Here is a 14811-nt window from a genome sequence, read left to right on the forward strand (position 1 = left end):
AGGGTCAAGGAAACGGCCGTTAATTCCTCTGGACGAAGCAGGCAGACAGGCCAGCGGATTTCAAACTGTTGCAGGCCTGGTTCGCCTCTTCGAGCGAGCCGTAGGGACCAGCGAAGGCGCGATAGACGATTCCCTTGCCCTTGTCGGTGAGGTCGACCCGCTTGACCACCGGTGCGCGGGAGCCCAGCACGCTGCCGTACTTGCTCTGAAGCACCCGGTAGGAGGCGTGGGCGCTATCCTCGGTCTGCTGCGAGGAGACCTGCACGACGTAGCCGCCACCACTGCTGCTAGGGGGCGCAATTTGCGTCGGATTGGTCGCAGCCATCCGCTGCGGCGGCTCCGCAGCCGGCGCCGATTGCGGCGCCAGCGATAGCGGCTGATTGGCACTTGCATTGGCCGAGGTTGGCGGCGTGCGCGGTGCAGCAACGGGCTTCGGGAGAGGTGCCGGCTTCGCGGCCGTGGCGGCTTGTGAGGCCGTGGCGTCGGTCTGATCGCCCTTCACGGCCACGGTCCTGATCGCACGCGGCGAATTGTTCGGCAGCGTGCCGTTGCTCGAATTCGGGCCCGCGCTCGACAGCGGGATGCTGGACGGCGACACGCTCGCGACCGGCGGCGGGTTCGCGTTCTGGTTCAGCGGCGGGAACACCACGCGGGGACCTCCCGCCTTGGCGTTGACGTCGACAGGCGCCTCCTCGCGCGGCACGATCTTCTCGGTGCCATCTCCGGTGACCATGCGGTCCGGCACCTTGGCCGAGGAGTCCGACGGCGCCGGCACGATTTTGGTCGGCGTGTTGTCGGCCTTGATGATCGGCGGCTCGCCGCTACGGGGCGAGCCCACATAGGTCTTGTAGGCGAACGCGGCACCGGTCCCGACCACGGCAAGCGCCAGGATCGCCGCGACCGTCATCATGCCGCCGCGCTGCTTCTTCGGCTCGTCGAGATCGGCCTCGGGGTAGTCGCTCTGGAACGCGTAGGGATCGTCGGGATAGGCGGGATCGCGCTGATAGTCCTGCTCGCCCGCCTCCAGCCGTCCGTAGAGCGCATCGTCGTAGCGCGCCGGATCGGGCTGCTGATAGGCTTGCTCCTGGTAAGCCTGATCGTGCTGCTGGTAGGCCTGATCCTGATAGGCAGGAGCTTGATAAGCAGGAGCTTGATAGCCCTGATCCGGATAGGCCTGCGGCTGACGAAAATCAGGTTCGGGCTCGGGCGCGGTCGGCTGGGCTGAATAACGATGCAGTGGATGAACCGGGTTTACGGAAGCGGGATAGGGCTCGGCTGGCGCCGTCTGCGGCTGCACATTGGCGCGCCGCATCCATGAGGGCGGCCCGGGCGGCGGCGGTGGGGCCTGCTCGGCATAGTCCTGCTGGTCATCGTCCTGGCGATAGTCGTCCTGATAGCTCTGGACGGGCGCGGGCGCTGCTGGCGGGTGCGCGCCCGGTCGCCCCTGCGCTGCGAACGGATCGGTCTGCCCGATCAGACGTGCAAGTTCGGCCAAGGGATCGCCGCCCCCATGCTGATCGCCACCGCGACCATAGTCATCGGAAGGAAACGGTCTGTCCTGATATCGTTCGGCCATCGTGATGATGCGTCCCTTCGGGAAAACCGCGCGCCCCTCGACCAAGGCACGGTTTTCGACCCACAAGGCTTTCAACCAAGTCTAAGCGATCCGGCTTCTGCCGGTTACCCCCGAAATCCCTTAAGTAGTTCGCCCCAAACTACCGCATCTCGTCCGGAGCATGGACGCCGAGGATGGCGAGGCCCGATGCCAGGACAGAGACGACGCCCTGGACCATGGCCAGCCGCGCCTTCGTTAGATCTGCATCATTATTGATAATGAAGCGTAAATAGGGCAAATCGCGCCCCTTCGTCCAAAGTGCATGAAATTCGCTGGCTAAATCATAGAGATAGAAGGCAATTCGGTGCGGCTCGTGGGCGCTTGCTGCCGCCTCCAGCATGCGCGGAAAAATTGCGAGCCGCTTAAGAAGGTCGAGTTCAGCCGGGTCCGACAGCCGTTCCACCGCCGACTCACCGAGCCAGGCGATGCGCGTTTCCGTGTCCTCCGGGAGTTCCGGGAACAGCTCGGTCCGGGCGTTGCGGAAGATCGAATGGCCGCGGGCGTGGCCATACTGCACGTAGAACACCGGGTTGTCGCGCGACTGTTCCATGACCTTGGCGAGATCGAAGTCGAGCACCGCGTCGTTCTTGCGGTAGAGCATCATGAAGCGGACGGCGTCCTGGCCGACTTCATCCACCACCTCACGCAAGGTGACGAAGTCCCCGCTCCGCTTGGACATTTTCACCGGCTCGCCGTTGCGCAGCAATTTCACGAGCTGGACGATCTTGACGTCGAGCGCCCCCTTGCCGGAGGTGGTCGCCTTCACCGCCGCCTGCATACGCTTGATGTAGCCGCCATGGTCGGCGCCCCAAACGTCGATCATCTCCGCGAAATCGCGGTCGAACTTGTTCTTGTGGTAGGCGATGTCGGCGGCGAAGTAGGTGTAGGAATTATCCGACTTGACCAGCGGGCGATCGACGTCGTCGCCATAGGCGGTCGCCTTGAACAGCAGCTGCTCGCGATCTTCCCAATCCTCGGCCGGGGCGCCCTTTGGCGGCGGCAGACGGCCCTGGTAGACGTCGCCCTTGGCGCGCAGGAAATCGATGGTCTCGGCGACCTTGTTGTTGCCAGCGTCCTGCAGCGACCGCTCGGAGAAGAACACGTCGTGACGGATGTTGAGCGCGGCAAGATCGTCCTTGATCTCGTCCATCATCATTGCGATCGCCTTGGCGCGAACCGTCGGCAGCCATTGCGCCTCGCTCATGGCGAGCAGCTTGTCGCCATGCTCCTGCGCCAGGGCCTGCCCGACCGGCTTCAGATAGTCGCCGGGATAAAGGCCTTCCGGGATCGCGCCGATGTCCTCGCCGAGCGCCTCGCGATACCTGAGGAAGGCGGAACGTGCGAGCACGTCGACCTGCGCGCCGGCGTCGTTGATGTAATATTCCCGCGTGACGTCACGGCCTGCGAATTCAAGCAGGCTCGCCAGCGCGTCGCCGAACACGGCGCCGCGGCAATGGCCGACATGCATCGGTCCGGTCGGGTTGGCGGAGACATATTCGACGTTGACCTTGGAGCCGCCGCGGACGCGGCCGTAATCGGCGCCCTCGCGCAGCACGGTCCGTAGCGCCTCGGCCCATGCGGCCGGCTTCAGCGTCAGGTTGATGAAGCCCTGACCGGCGACGTCGACCTTGGCGATCAGCGCATCCGCGCGCAGCCGTTCGGCGATCTGCTCGGCGAGGTCGCGCGGCTTTGCCTTTGCCTCTTTCGCAAGCACCATGGCCGCGTTGGTCGCCATGTCGCCATGGGAAGCATCGCGCGGCGGCTCGACCACCACGCGCGAGAAATCGATGCCCTCTGGCCAGTTGGCTTCCGCCGCGAGCGCGCGGCAGACCGCGTGCACGCGTGCGAGCACGTCGGCGAACAGGTGCAGTGCTGAGGATGTGTCGGGCATGGGCGCCGCCTAACGCAAATCCGGGGTCGAGTCAAAGAGCCGCTGGTGCTCGGTCAGGGCGAAACGGTCGGTCATTCCGGCAATGAAATTCCCGATCCGGCGAGCCCGGTCGCCCTCATTGTCCGCCTCCGCCCCGACCAGCCATTCCGGCGGCAGTTCGCCGGGCGATTTGAGGTATTTCGCGAACAGGTCGAACAGGATCTGTTCCGCCTCGCCCATCACCCGCATGACCCGTTTGTGGCGGTACATGTGCTGATAGAGAAAGCGCTTGATGGCGGCCTCCTCCTCGGCGACCTCGGCGGGGAACGCGATCAGTGCCCGGCTCTGCTGGCGCACGTCCTGGGCGGATTGCGGTTTCACGGCGGCAAGGTTTGTCTGCGCCTCGGCGAACACGGCACCGATCAGGTGCGAGATCAGCTCGCGCACCAGCTCGGCGCCGCGCCTGACGTCTTCGAGATCGGGGTAATGCGCAGCAGTCTCGGCGATGATCTCCGCGGTCAGCGGCATCACCTTAAGGTCGTCGAGGTGGAACAGGCCGGCGCGCAGGCCGTCGTCGATGTCATGGGCATCATAGGCGATGTCGTCGGCGATCGCGGCGACCTGTGCCTCCAGTGAGGCGAAACTCCACAATTCGAGATCGTAGGTCTTGACGTAGTCGGCGATGCCGACGGGAATGCCGTGCTCGCGATAACGCCCGACCGGCGCACCGCTGCGATCGGTCAGCGGGCCGTTGTGCTTGACGATGCCCTCCAGCGATTCCCAGGTCAGGTTGAGTCCGTCGAATTCGGGATAACGGTGTTCCAGCGCCGCAACGACGCGGAGCGTCTGGGCGTTGTGGTCGAAGCCGCCAAAATCCGTCAGGCAGGCGTCCAGCGCCCGCTCGCCGGCGTGCCCGAACGGGGGATGGCCGAGGTCGTGGGCGAGCGCGAGGGTTTCCGTGAGGTCCTCGTCCAGCCCGAGCTGCCGCGCCAGCGCCCGGGCGATCTGGGCCACCTCCAGCGAATGGGTCAGCCGGGTGCGGTAGTGGTCGCCCTCGTGGAACACGAATACCTGGGTCTTGTACTTCAGCCGGCGGAACGCGGTGGAGTGGATCACCCGGTCGCAATCCCGCCGGAACGGGCTGCGGGTCCGGCTCGGCGGTTCCGCGGCCAACCGGCCGCGACTGCGCTCGGGGTCGCAGGCATAGGGCGCGTGGGGGGCAGCCATTCCGACGGACACGGCGAATTTAGTCCCTATCCATTTGATTCTGCGTATGGTGGCACTTAACTATGCCCGACGCGGGATACCAACTGAATTGGGCAAGCGACCTTCAGGTGACCTTGGTATCGCCGCGGGGGCTATCGGAGACGAACGATGACGACTGACGTGACCATCAGTGACAAGGCCGCACGCCGGATTGGGGAGATCCTCAAGGGCGAAGGGTCTGGCGCGATGCTGCGGATCTCGGTCGAGGGCGGCGGCTGCTCCGGCTTCCAGTACAAGTTCGACATTGACCGTGCCCGCACCGACGACGATCTCGTGATCGAGCAGGACAATGCGGTGGTGCTGGTCGATTCCGCCTCGCAGCCATTCCTGGCGGGCTCGCAGGTGGATTTCGTCGACGATCTGATCGGCGCCTCGTTCCGGGTCAACAATCCCAACGCCACGGCGTCCTGTGGCTGCGGGACCAGCTTCTCGATCTAGCGCAACTCAAAATCTGAAAAACAACCCCATGCAAAGTAGCCGGGAAGCCGGCACGATCAACTTCGTATTTTACGAAAATAACTTGACGTGTCGGGCAAAACAGGGGTCATGTACTCGGTAGAGTATTATGTGTCAGTCGTGACATTATCCCACGCTTGTTCATGGTATCCGATAAGCCAGTTCAAAGCGTAGTGCCTTTCTTGCGTCACGCCAGGATCGAGACCCGCCGGTACCTCCTGTCCCTATACGGGCATTTCTAACAGTCCAGTGGTACCTGTAGACCAGATCGGCCTGATCAAGAATGTCGGCGATCGGACGAAGTTCGGAGTCTTCGATGAACTGAGAGGTTGTCCTTTCGGCCATTGTCCCAGCGGCGAATCCCACGTCGCAAATCTGAGCTGGCTTTCCTAATTGCGCCACGAAGCCCATTGCCCAAAGCAGCGTCCAAGCGGCTTCGTGCCGCCAAGTGAATTGAATCCGGTCGTGCTGCGAGGGGGACTTGTCGAGCACGAAAGCGAGTGAGATGTGGCCGGAGTTCGTATCATTCCAGAAGTTGTTCAACTAGCTCTTCCCCAAGACCTTCGCCCTTTGCAGCAACGAAAAGGACGCAAAGAGTGCGTAGCGCGACTTCTTCTTTTGATCGTTTCAGCGCCTCAGCCGCAGTCTCAATAACGGGTAATGTGGCAAGGACAGGTACGCCCTCGGCTCGAAGGATCACTTCTGACCTGAGCCTTCGATCAATAGCTTCCGCTGAGACCCCGCCATTGTCCGCTGACAGCCCCTCATTCATCTCGCCCCCCTACAATATTACGAGGCACCTTCGGCAGCGACAAGATCGAGCATTCCATCGCAGCCGCTTGGACCGTAAGCCAGACTGCGGCACGCCGTGGCGCCAATAGCGGAGAACAATTACCAATGCGCATGACCGATCGCCTGTTCTGCTGCCTCGCTCTCTTCCTCGCCGTTGCAGCCGTCCCGCCTCCCGCGCTCGCGGCTGAGACCTGCCCGTTCATCAGCGCCCGGGAGCTCGCCGGCGCGATGCCGGCTCTCAAATGGTCACTGATTTCAAATCAGGACGGCCGCGGCTGCATCTACCAGGGCGGGCGCGGCGACACGATGATGCTGACCGTGTTCCGCAATCCCGAGAAGAACCGCGCCAGGGAATTGTACGCGACCTTCGTCAAAACGCTCGCCGAGCGCATGCCGCTTAACGCGGTGTCAGGGATCGGCGACGAAGGCCAGGGCGGAACGAGCGCGACCGGCGCGGAGCGCCAGGAGGCTTCGGTTGTTGCCTTGTCCGGCGATTGCATTCTGCAGATCAGCGTCTATCCGATCGGCCGGCGCGCCGACGACGCGCTGCTCGGACCGATCACCCAAGCCGCGCGCGTCGCCGTTGGCAATGTTAGCAAGACCAGCGAGCGGTTCGGCACTTGCGAATGGCTCACTGCCGCGGACGCCGACGGCTTTCTCGAGAAGAGCACGCTGCAGGTCCAGCGGACCGGCGCAGGAAGCTGCATGATGTTCGATCGCGAGGCCAACACTATGATAGTAGCGGTCATCGCGATCTCGCGCGACACGGTCATCAGCATGATGAAACGCCCGGGCCCGTGCCAGCACATCACGGTCCCCGAGCTCGGCAGCGAAGCGTTCGGCGAGCATTCTTGCACCAAGGGCAACGGCAACGCGGTCAACATCTTCGTCTGGAAGAACGGCAGGCAGGCTTCGATCCTGTTCGCGCCGGTCAAGCCGCATCCGGCGTCCGGGTCTGTCGAGCGTCTCAAGGCGGTCGCCACGCGAGTCTATGGAAAGCTCTAACGTCTTACATCGTCGGCCGTGGCTCAGCCGGATGGAGTACCAGGTCGATTTCGTCGACGATCTGATCGGCGCCTCGTTCCGCGTCAACAATCCGAACGCCACGGCGTCCTGCGGTTGCGGGATCACCTCTCGATCTGACGTCGCCGGCTAGGCGCCGGTGATCTGCCTTTCCTCGTCCGTCCAGTCCGCCTCGACCGGCATCTGCTCTGGCTGAAGCGGGGCGTCCTCCGATACCCATTGGCCGTCCAGCGCACGCAGCAGCGCCGTGACCAGCGCAGGCTTGCGCAGCGGTTTGGCGAGGAAGTCGGACATCCCGGCCTCGCGGCAGATCTTGACGTCCTCGGGGAAGGCATTGGCGGTCAGCGCGATGATCGGCAAGGCCGCGAAGCGTCCGCCCTCGGCGCGGATCGCGCGGGTCGCGGCAAGGCCGTCCATCTCGGGCATGCGCACGTCCATCAGCACGATATCGTAATCGCCTTCGGACACGGCCGCGACGGCCTCGACACCGTCGGTCACGACGCGCAACTCGACATCGAAAGCGCCGAGCATCTTGCTCACGACCATGCGGTTGACGGCGTCGTCCTCGGCGACCAGCACCTTCAGCGGCCGGTCGAGGCCCGCGATGCGCGCCTTGAGATCGTCGGCTTCGTCGCGGTCTGCATTGTGGTCGGATACCTGCGCCTGGCTCCAGGGCAGCACCAGCGTGAAGCGGAAGGTCGAGCCTTCGCCCGGCGTGGAGGTGACGCCGATGGTGCCGCCCATCTGCTCGATGATGCGCCGGGAGATCGCTAGGCCCAGCCCGGTGCCGCCGAAGCGGCGGCTGATCGAGGCGTCGGCCTGAGCGAACTCGGAGAAGAGCTGGCCGAGCTTCTCGGGGGCGATGCCGATGCCGCTGTCGGTCACGCTCCATTCGACGGTGGCGAGCAGATCGCGGCGGGCCTGACAGACAGCTGCGATCGTGACTTCGCCTGCGTCGGTGAACTTCACCGCGTTGGCGGCGAGATTGAGCAGGACCTGGCGGATACGCGCGACATCGCCGCGCAGCGTCGGCGGCAGGTTGGGATCGAGTTCGACCTTGACCGCAAGCCCCTTGCTCTTGGCGCTCGCGCGCACGACGGTCGCCACGGCTTCGACCATCGCCTGCGGCGCGAAGTCGATCACCTCGAACGCGAAACGTCCGGCCTCGAGCTTGGAGAGGTCCAGAATGTCGTTGAGGATGCGCTGGAGATTGTCGCCGGACTCGCGGATCGTGGTGACGGCTTCGTGCTGCTCCGGATCGAGCTTTGTCTCCAGCAGCATGCTGGCAAGCCCGAGCACGCCGTTCATCGGCGTGCGGATCTCGTGGCTCATCACCGCGAGGAAATCGGATTTGGCACGGCTCTCGGCCTCGGCCTTTTCCGCGCGCCAGCGCTCGGTCACGTCGCGGCCGAAGCCGCGATAGCCGAGGAATTGACCGTCGCGGTCGTAGGCCGGCTTCGCAGTGAGCGACCACAGCCGCGCCTCGCCGCCGGCGACCACTTTGAGGTTCATCTCGTGCAGCGGTTCGGCGTGCTCCATCAGGCCGACGACGTTGTAGGCCGCGCTCTTGTCTTCGGGGCACAGCATGTCGAGCACGTCGGCGAAATGCGAGCCCTTCAGCAACGGCAGTGGCAGCTGTGCGACCGCGGCGAAGCGCTCGGGCACGTCGACCAGATGCCCTTCGGCGTCGGTCTGCCACAGCCAGTCGCTGGCATTCTCCTGAAAATCCTTCAGCAACAGCGAAATGATCTCGGTCTTGCGCTCGAGCTCGAGCTGGGCCTTGAGATTGCCGAGGAACAGATTGCCTTGCGAGACGATGTTCCGCGCCATGAAGAACGCGAACAGCAGCAGGAACACCGCGGTCACGAGGTAAGGCCCGGTGCCGCACAACAGCAACGCACCGGCGCAGGCGATCGTCGTCGTCGCGAGATAGACGAGGCCCGCGCGCGGGAAGGTCGACAGCGTGAAGGCGCCGCCAGACATCATGCCGACCATCAGGCAGGCCAGAATGAGCTGGCTGGTTGGCTCGATGTGGCTGAACAGCGCGACCGGCAGCGTGCCCCAGATTGCGGCGAGGAAAAACGCCTGCCGCAACATCTGCCGCGCGGCGCGGGGCGAGGCTTCCTGCGGCGGGCTCTGGTGAGAGCGCCGCCACGCGCGCACCGCGAGCGAGGCCGCGGTGGCGAGGGTCATGCCCCAGATCGCGAGAAAGTCGTTCCAACCCCTGCCCCAGAACAAAATCAACACGACAGCGACGTTGAGCATGGTGACGGCCATCGTCACGGGAATCAGCCGTATCACCGCGTCGATCTGCTTGGCGCGGATGCGGCTCAGCTCCCGCTCGCTGAGACCGGCGGTCAGGCCGTCCTCGATCTCATAGCCGCCGAGCCAGTACAGGAACGCGCCGATCAACCCGTCGCGGGGCTCGGTTCGCTTCATGGATTTATCCGGCCGTCCCATTCGAAAAACCTTTTCACGATCAATGGCCCGGGCCCGACTTAAGCCGGGTTAATTTTGTGGGAGATTTCGCTGCCTCCTTGACGGGCGCGTTTGCATTTTGTTCTAACGATGGCCCCTGCCCGGAGCCGCCAAGATGCCCATCAGAATAGCCACCTGGAACGTGAACTCGGTCCGGCAGCGGATCGACCTGTTGCTGACCTGGCTGAAGGAGTGCCAGCCGGACATCGTCTGCCTCCAGGAGATCAAATGCGTCGACGAGGCCTTCCCGCGGCTGGAGATCGAGGCGCTCGGCTACAACGTGGTCACCCACGGACAGAAGACGTTCAACGGTGTCGCCCTGCTCTCGAAGCTCCGGTTCGATGAGACCAAGTCGGGGCTGGCCGGCGACGACGAGGATGCGCATGCCCGCTTCCTCGAAGGCGTGGTGACGCTCAAGTCCGGCGTGCTGCGCATCGCCTGCCTCTATCTGCCCAACGGCAATCCGGTCGGCACCGAGAAATATCCTTACAAGCTCAAATGGATGTCGCGGCTTCTTGAGTATTCGAAGGAGCGCCTCAAGACCGAGGAGCCGCTGATCCTCGCAGGCGACTTCAACGTCATCCCGCATGCCCGGGACGTCCATAATCCCGCCGCCTGGACCGAGGACGCCCTGTTCAAGGCCGAGACGCGGGAGAGTTTTCAGTCCTTGCTCGGCCTCGGCCTGACCGATGCGCTTCGGGCCGTCACCGACGAGCCCGGGCTCTACACGTTCTGGGACTACCAGGCCGGCGCCTGGCAGAAGAACCACGGCCTGCGGATCGACCATCTGCTGCTGTCGCCACAGGCCAGCGACCGGCTCGCCAATGTCGGCATCGACAGCTATGTGCGCAGCTGGGAGAAACCGTCGGACCACGTGCCGGTGTGGGCGGATCTCGATCTCGAGGCGGCGTGAGGCCGCCTCAACCCATCACTCCCGGCGGCCCTGCACCCATTGCTCCAGCATCTGCAGGCACATGGCGCGATCGTCGTCGGAGGCCTTTGCGAAGGCGCGGTTGTAGTTTTCCTTGATCCAGGTCTCGTCGCTGCCTGCGCTGTCGCGCGCCAGCGTCAACCACATCAGGCCGCGCGCGGCCTGCCGCGGCAGGCGGTCGCCGTTGAATAGCATCTGGCCGAGCAGCGCCTGGGCCTCGTGCTGGCCCTTCTGCGCGGCGAGCCCAAGCCAGCGTGCGCCGTAGCGGAAATCCTCGCGCGAAGCGTCCGGCGTCTTCAGGTACAGGCGGGCGAGATCGTATTGCGCATCCGCGTTGCCGAAATAGGACGCGGCATACGAGAACATCTCCCGCGCCCGCTCCTGGTCCGGCTTGACCTTCGAATTCGGGATGCCACTGAGATAATAGCGGCCGAGCGCCACAAAGGCGTTGGCGACGATCTGCGCCTGCGGCGCCGACGGGCTGTCCTCGGCGTGCGCGTTGGCGATGCGGGTGAAATACTCGAACGCACGCACATCGTCCTGGGCGACGCCGTCGCCATTGGCGTACATGCGGCCGAGCTTCCACTGCGCGATGGGGTGGCCCCCCTCCGCGGCATATTGCAGGGCGCTGAGCGAGGTTTCCTGGGGCACGACTGGCGGTACATTGCGCACCTTGCCTGCTGCGCCCGGCAACGTCGTGACCACCGGGATGGTCGCATCCTTCTGGCTGACGGGTGCGCCGTCAAAGGCGAGCGCCGGCGCGGCCAGCGCGGTAGCCCCCAACACAAACGCAACGATGGTACGCCTAGATGTCCGCATAGCACTGTTTCTCGTGCGCGCCGCCCGGATGGGTCACTGCCCCACCGACCGCTGGTCCAACCTGCTGAGCATATTTCCAGAGCGCGCCCGTCGTGTGGTTAGTCGCGCGAGCGGTCCATTTGGTCTTGCGCTGGGCAAGCTCCTGGTCGCTCAATTTTACGTTAAGGGTACCGGCGACCGCGTCGATCTCGATGATATCGCCGTCCTCGAGCAGCCCGATCGGGCCGCCGATGGCGGCTTCCGGCCCGACATGGCCGATGCAGAAGCCGCGGGTTGCGCCGGAGAAGCGGCCGTCGGTGATGAGCGCGATCTTGCCGCCCATGCCCTGGCCGGTCAGCGCCGCGGTGGTCTGGAGCATTTCCCGCATGCCGGGACCGCCCTTCGGCCCCTCGTAGCGGATCACGATGACTTCGCCTTCGCGGTAGGTGCGCTTCTGGACGGCCTCGAAAGCATCCTCCTCACGGTCGAAGCACCTGGCCGGACCGGTGAACCTGAGGTTGGACATTCCCGCGACTTTCACGATCGCACCTTCTGGCGCCAGATTGCCCTTCAGACCGACCACACCGCCGGTGACGGTGATGGGTTTGTCTGCCGGGTGCACCACGTCCTGGTGCGGATTCCACTTCACGCTTTTGAGGTTTTCGGCGATCGTTCGACCGGTGACGGTCATGCAGTCACCGTGGAGAAATCCGTTGTCGAGCAGCGTCTTCATCAGAAGCGGTATGCCACCTACTTCAAACATGTCTTTGGCGACATAACGGCCGCCCGGCTTCAAATCCGCGACGTACGGTGTCTTTTTGAAGATTTCGGCGACGTCGAACAGGTCGAACTTGATGCCGCACTCGTGCGCGATTGCCGGTAGGTGCAGTGCAGCATTGGTCGAGCCACCGGACGCGGCGACCACCGCGGCGGCATTCTCCAGCGCCTTGCGGGTGACGATGTCGCGCGGCCGGATGTTTTGGGCGATCAGCTCCATGACCTGCTCGCCCGCGGTCATGCAGAAGGCGTCACGAATTTCATAGGGGGCCGGAGCACCAGCCGAGTACGGCAGCGCCAGCCCGATCGCCTCGGAGACGGTCGCCATCGTGTTGGCGGTGAACTGCGCGCCGCAGGCACCCGCCGAGGGGCACGCCACGCGCTCGATCTCGTCGAGGTCCTCGTCGGACATCGCGCCGACGGAGTGCTTGCCGACGGCTTCGAACATGTCTTGCACGGTCACCTGCTGGCCCCGGAAATTGCCGGGCAGGATCGAGCCGCCATAGATGAAGATCGAGGGCACGTTGAGGCGGACCATCGCCATCATCATGCCCGGCAGCGACTTGTCGCAGCCGGCCAGGCCAACGAGGGCGTCATAGGCGTGACCGCGGATCGTCAATTCGACGGAATCGGCGATGCATTCGCGCGACGGCAGCGAGGAGCGCATGCCGTCATGGCCCATGGCGATGCCGTCGGTCACTGTGATGGTGCAGAATTCGCGCGGCGTGCCGCCGGCGGATGCGACGCCCTTCTTCACCGCCTGCGCCTGGCGCATCAGGGAGATGTTGCAGGGCGCGGCCTCGTTCCAGCACGAGGCGACGCCGACGAAGGGCTGGTGGATCTGGTCGGTGGTCAGACCCATGGCGTAGAGGTAGGACCGATGAGGCGCGCGCGCAGGGCCTTCCGTCACGTGACGGCTCGGCAGCCTCTGCTTGATGTTGCTCTTCGCGTCCATCGCAAACCAGTTTCCCCGGCCAACCCTTTCAGACCCGAAAAATCAGAGCCAAGATTTGAATCGACCTTTTGAATCGACCTTGGGGATTTCCGTCGCCTTCAGGACCACCGCTGCCGCTAAAACATTCGAGTGAATTTATTCATGTTCGGGTGTGGCCAAAAAGCGGCGTTGATGCGAACGGACAGCGATGATGGATAAATCCGTGATGAGTGTTGCATGGGCGGCACAATCGTGGCCCGGAGGACACGAATTTTCCCTACCAAAATACCATCGCGGGCGTGGACATTTGCAACTTCAGATTTTGTGGCAGGCACCGTGCGCGCCCATTCGACTCGCGACCGCGCGAACTGAGGTGAGTCGGTGTTTTCGCCTCCTCATCGCGGGGGCAGCGAAGCTCTCGTGTCCCGGACGCGCTGCAGCGCTCTTGCGCTGCTGCGCAGAGCCGGGACCCAGGGCGACACGGCGCAATGCAGAGAGATGGGCCCCGGCTCTGCAGCGCACCGTCGAAGGGACGCTGCGCTGCGTCCGGGGCACGAGAGCGGAGCGTGAGGCACGTTCTCTCCACATCGTCATTGCGAGCGCAGCGAGTTGTCCGCCGAAGCTTTAGCGAAGGCGGAAGCAATCTAGAATCCCTCCGCGGCGGCAGACTGGATTGCTTCGCTGCGCTCGCAATGAGTATGAGGCGGCAGCGCCACTTTTCCAGCTCGCATCTTGAATGCAGACACAGCTTCGCATCCTCGCGGCGCAAATCGCCCGAGTTTTGCTTCGTCATTCCACCCTCTTGATCCAAGAGGGCGCAGAGAAGGCCGGGTGCTGACCTCGCACCCGCGGTCCGCTGCGCGAAAAGCACACGCAGGAAAACCGCACAGCAGCATACAGGTGGTGCCAATCACTCGGCCTTCCCTGCGCGATGGTTGGACGGCTTATGCCGTGCTCTCCCGGGAGCCGAGTTCTCTTTGGCCTCCCTCACCCCAGCGAAAGTCGCCGACACCGCGCCGGTTGACGCGCATGCCGCATCCGCAAGAGCTTGACCGTAGCAACGACGGCCAGGACCACACGGTTTTGCCGTACGCACGGCCCGCCATTTCGCCGCAGTTTTTCCAGCCCTGTCGACGGAGCCGGAAACTTACAGACGAGACGAACCTAACAGCGCCGCTCGTCGGAACGAAGCCATGGGCTCACGGAGAGCAATCCGCCCTGCCCTTGGCCTCTCGCACCCGAACGCTGCCGCGTCCACCGCAAGCCCGGCTCGCAATCAAGACGACAACGAGATCGCCCCTCAAGGATGAGCCGGGATGACCGACACATACGTCAAAACCGAATTTCGGTAAAGCGGAATATTTTGCCCGAGTGGATTGACACGGGCGTATCGAGAAATGGTCAAGATGTTTTGCCCGACGGGCAAACGCGACGGCTTCGTGGCGCCTGGCCGTCGGGTTTGTCGAGACGGTTTGGACAGCGGTCGCCTTGCGGCGCTGGGTCCGGTCATAGCCATCACTGGACCTCAGCGACTTAACCTAGGCGCCTCGCCCTCTTCTCCTTAAACGGGCGGGCTACGCCCGCCCCCTCGGACGCTGAGCCTGAGCCCAGGCCGCGGTGACGTCGCGCGGCGGGACGTCGACGCGCCGGATCGGCGTCAACTCGCCGGAGGCGGAGATGATCGCAGTCTCCTCGCGACGGCAGCGCGGGCACACGAAGCGGACCTCGTTTGGCGAAGCCGACCAGCTCGAACGTTTCACATTGGCCGCCATCGGCCAGGCCGCGCAATGCGAGCATGACACCAGGAACCGACCGGGATCGAGCATACCCATTCCAAAGGACTCCGCGTCCTGCCATCCCTCCAATGATTA

The 14811-nt window shown here is 64.1% G+C and carries 12 protein-coding genes and 1 pseudogene; 3 read left to right on the top strand and 10 right to left on the bottom strand.

Annotated elements, in window-relative coordinates:
• Nucleotides 1-19 precede the first annotated feature (19 nt).
• From BRA471DRAFT_RS20545 to BRA471DRAFT_RS20555, 3 genes are all read right to left on the bottom strand, one after another.
• Nucleotides 20-1576 carry an SPOR domain-containing protein gene (locus BRA471DRAFT_RS20545; protein ID WP_007610729.1) on the bottom strand — a complete coding sequence of 519 codons (1557 nt, stop codon included), beginning with the start codon at nucleotides 1574-1576 and terminating at the stop codon, nucleotides 20-22.
• A 139-nt stretch (nucleotides 1577-1715) separates the two neighbouring features.
• On the bottom strand, nucleotides 1716-3506 hold the full coding sequence (gene argS, locus BRA471DRAFT_RS20550; RefSeq protein WP_007610731.1) for an arginine--tRNA ligase: 1791 nt from the start codon (nucleotides 3504-3506) through the stop codon (nucleotides 1716-1718).
• A gap of 9 nt (nucleotides 3507-3515) precedes the next feature.
• Nucleotides 3516-4724: a deoxyguanosinetriphosphate triphosphohydrolase gene (locus BRA471DRAFT_RS20555; RefSeq protein WP_088931090.1), complete on the bottom strand. Its 1209-nt coding sequence runs from the start codon at nucleotides 4722-4724 to the stop codon at nucleotides 3516-3518.
• Nucleotides 4725-4859: 135 nt separating this feature from the next.
• Between BRA471DRAFT_RS20555 and erpA the strand changes: the two genes are divergently transcribed.
• A complete protein-coding gene (gene erpA, locus BRA471DRAFT_RS20560; RefSeq protein ID WP_007610737.1) occupies nucleotides 4860-5189 on the top strand; it encodes an iron-sulfur cluster insertion protein ErpA in 330 nt (109 codons plus the stop codon).
• A gap of 125 nt (nucleotides 5190-5314) precedes the next feature.
• Here the strand turns inward: erpA and BRA471DRAFT_RS40395 are convergent, their stop codons facing one another.
• The 3 genes and pseudogenes from BRA471DRAFT_RS40395 to BRA471DRAFT_RS40020 form a co-directional block, all read right to left on the bottom strand.
• On the bottom strand, nucleotides 5315-5398 hold the full coding sequence (locus tag BRA471DRAFT_RS40395; protein WP_371258328.1) for a DUF4272 domain-containing protein: 84 nt from the start codon (nucleotides 5396-5398) through the stop codon (nucleotides 5315-5317).
• 46 nt (nucleotides 5399-5444) lie between these two features.
• A pseudogene (locus BRA471DRAFT_RS40400) lies at nucleotides 5445-5699 on the bottom strand (DUF4272 domain-containing protein); the annotation flags it as partial.
• 31 nt (nucleotides 5700-5730) lie between these two features.
• Nucleotides 5731-5979: a DUF4272 domain-containing protein gene (locus BRA471DRAFT_RS40020; protein WP_198287836.1), complete on the bottom strand. Its 249-nt coding sequence runs from the start codon at nucleotides 5977-5979 to the stop codon at nucleotides 5731-5733.
• Nucleotides 5980-6104: 125 nt separating this feature from the next.
• Here BRA471DRAFT_RS40020 and BRA471DRAFT_RS20565 point away from each other — a divergent pair, with 125 nt between their 5' ends.
• Nucleotides 6105-7004 (top strand): hypothetical protein, encoded by a 900-nt coding sequence (locus BRA471DRAFT_RS20565; protein ID WP_007610738.1) that lies wholly within the window; start codon nucleotides 6105-6107, stop codon nucleotides 7002-7004.
• Nucleotides 7005-7151: 147 nt separating this feature from the next.
• Here the strand turns inward: BRA471DRAFT_RS20565 and BRA471DRAFT_RS20570 are convergent, their stop codons facing one another.
• The gene (locus BRA471DRAFT_RS20570) at nucleotides 7152-9482 is read right to left on the bottom strand and encodes an ATP-binding protein (RefSeq protein WP_035974149.1); all 2331 of its coding nucleotides are present in this window, start codon (nucleotides 9480-9482) and stop codon (nucleotides 7152-7154) included.
• A gap of 133 nt (nucleotides 9483-9615) precedes the next feature.
• On the opposite strand from BRA471DRAFT_RS20570, the gene xth reads away from it, so the two are divergent.
• Nucleotides 9616-10413 (top strand): exodeoxyribonuclease III, encoded by a 798-nt coding sequence (gene xth, locus BRA471DRAFT_RS20575; RefSeq protein ID WP_007610740.1) that lies wholly within the window; start codon nucleotides 9616-9618, stop codon nucleotides 10411-10413.
• A 15-nt stretch (nucleotides 10414-10428) separates the two neighbouring features.
• Here the strand turns inward: xth and BRA471DRAFT_RS20580 are convergent, their stop codons facing one another.
• The 3 genes from BRA471DRAFT_RS20580 to BRA471DRAFT_RS20590 all read right to left on the bottom strand — a co-directional run bounded on the left by BRA471DRAFT_RS20580 (nucleotide 10429) and on the right by BRA471DRAFT_RS20590 (nucleotide 14772).
• A complete protein-coding gene (locus BRA471DRAFT_RS20580) occupies nucleotides 10429-11250 on the bottom strand; it encodes a tetratricopeptide repeat protein (RefSeq protein ID WP_007590646.1) in 822 nt (273 codons plus the stop codon).
• Nucleotides 11237-12961: a dihydroxy-acid dehydratase gene (gene ilvD / locus BRA471DRAFT_RS20585; protein ID WP_007610741.1), complete on the bottom strand. Its 1725-nt coding sequence runs from the start codon at nucleotides 12959-12961 to the stop codon at nucleotides 11237-11239. Before ilvD ends, BRA471DRAFT_RS20580 begins: the two co-directional genes overlap by 14 nt.
• Before the next feature lie 1553 nt (nucleotides 12962-14514).
• Nucleotides 14515-14772, bottom strand: a complete 258-nt coding sequence (locus BRA471DRAFT_RS20590; protein WP_007610742.1) for a hypothetical protein — start codon at nucleotides 14770-14772, stop codon at nucleotides 14515-14517.
• Between the last annotated feature and the right edge of the window lie 39 nt (nucleotides 14773-14811).

Source organism: Bradyrhizobium sp. WSM471, assembly GCF_000244915.1.
GTDB lineage: Bacteria > Pseudomonadota > Alphaproteobacteria > Rhizobiales > Xanthobacteraceae > Bradyrhizobium.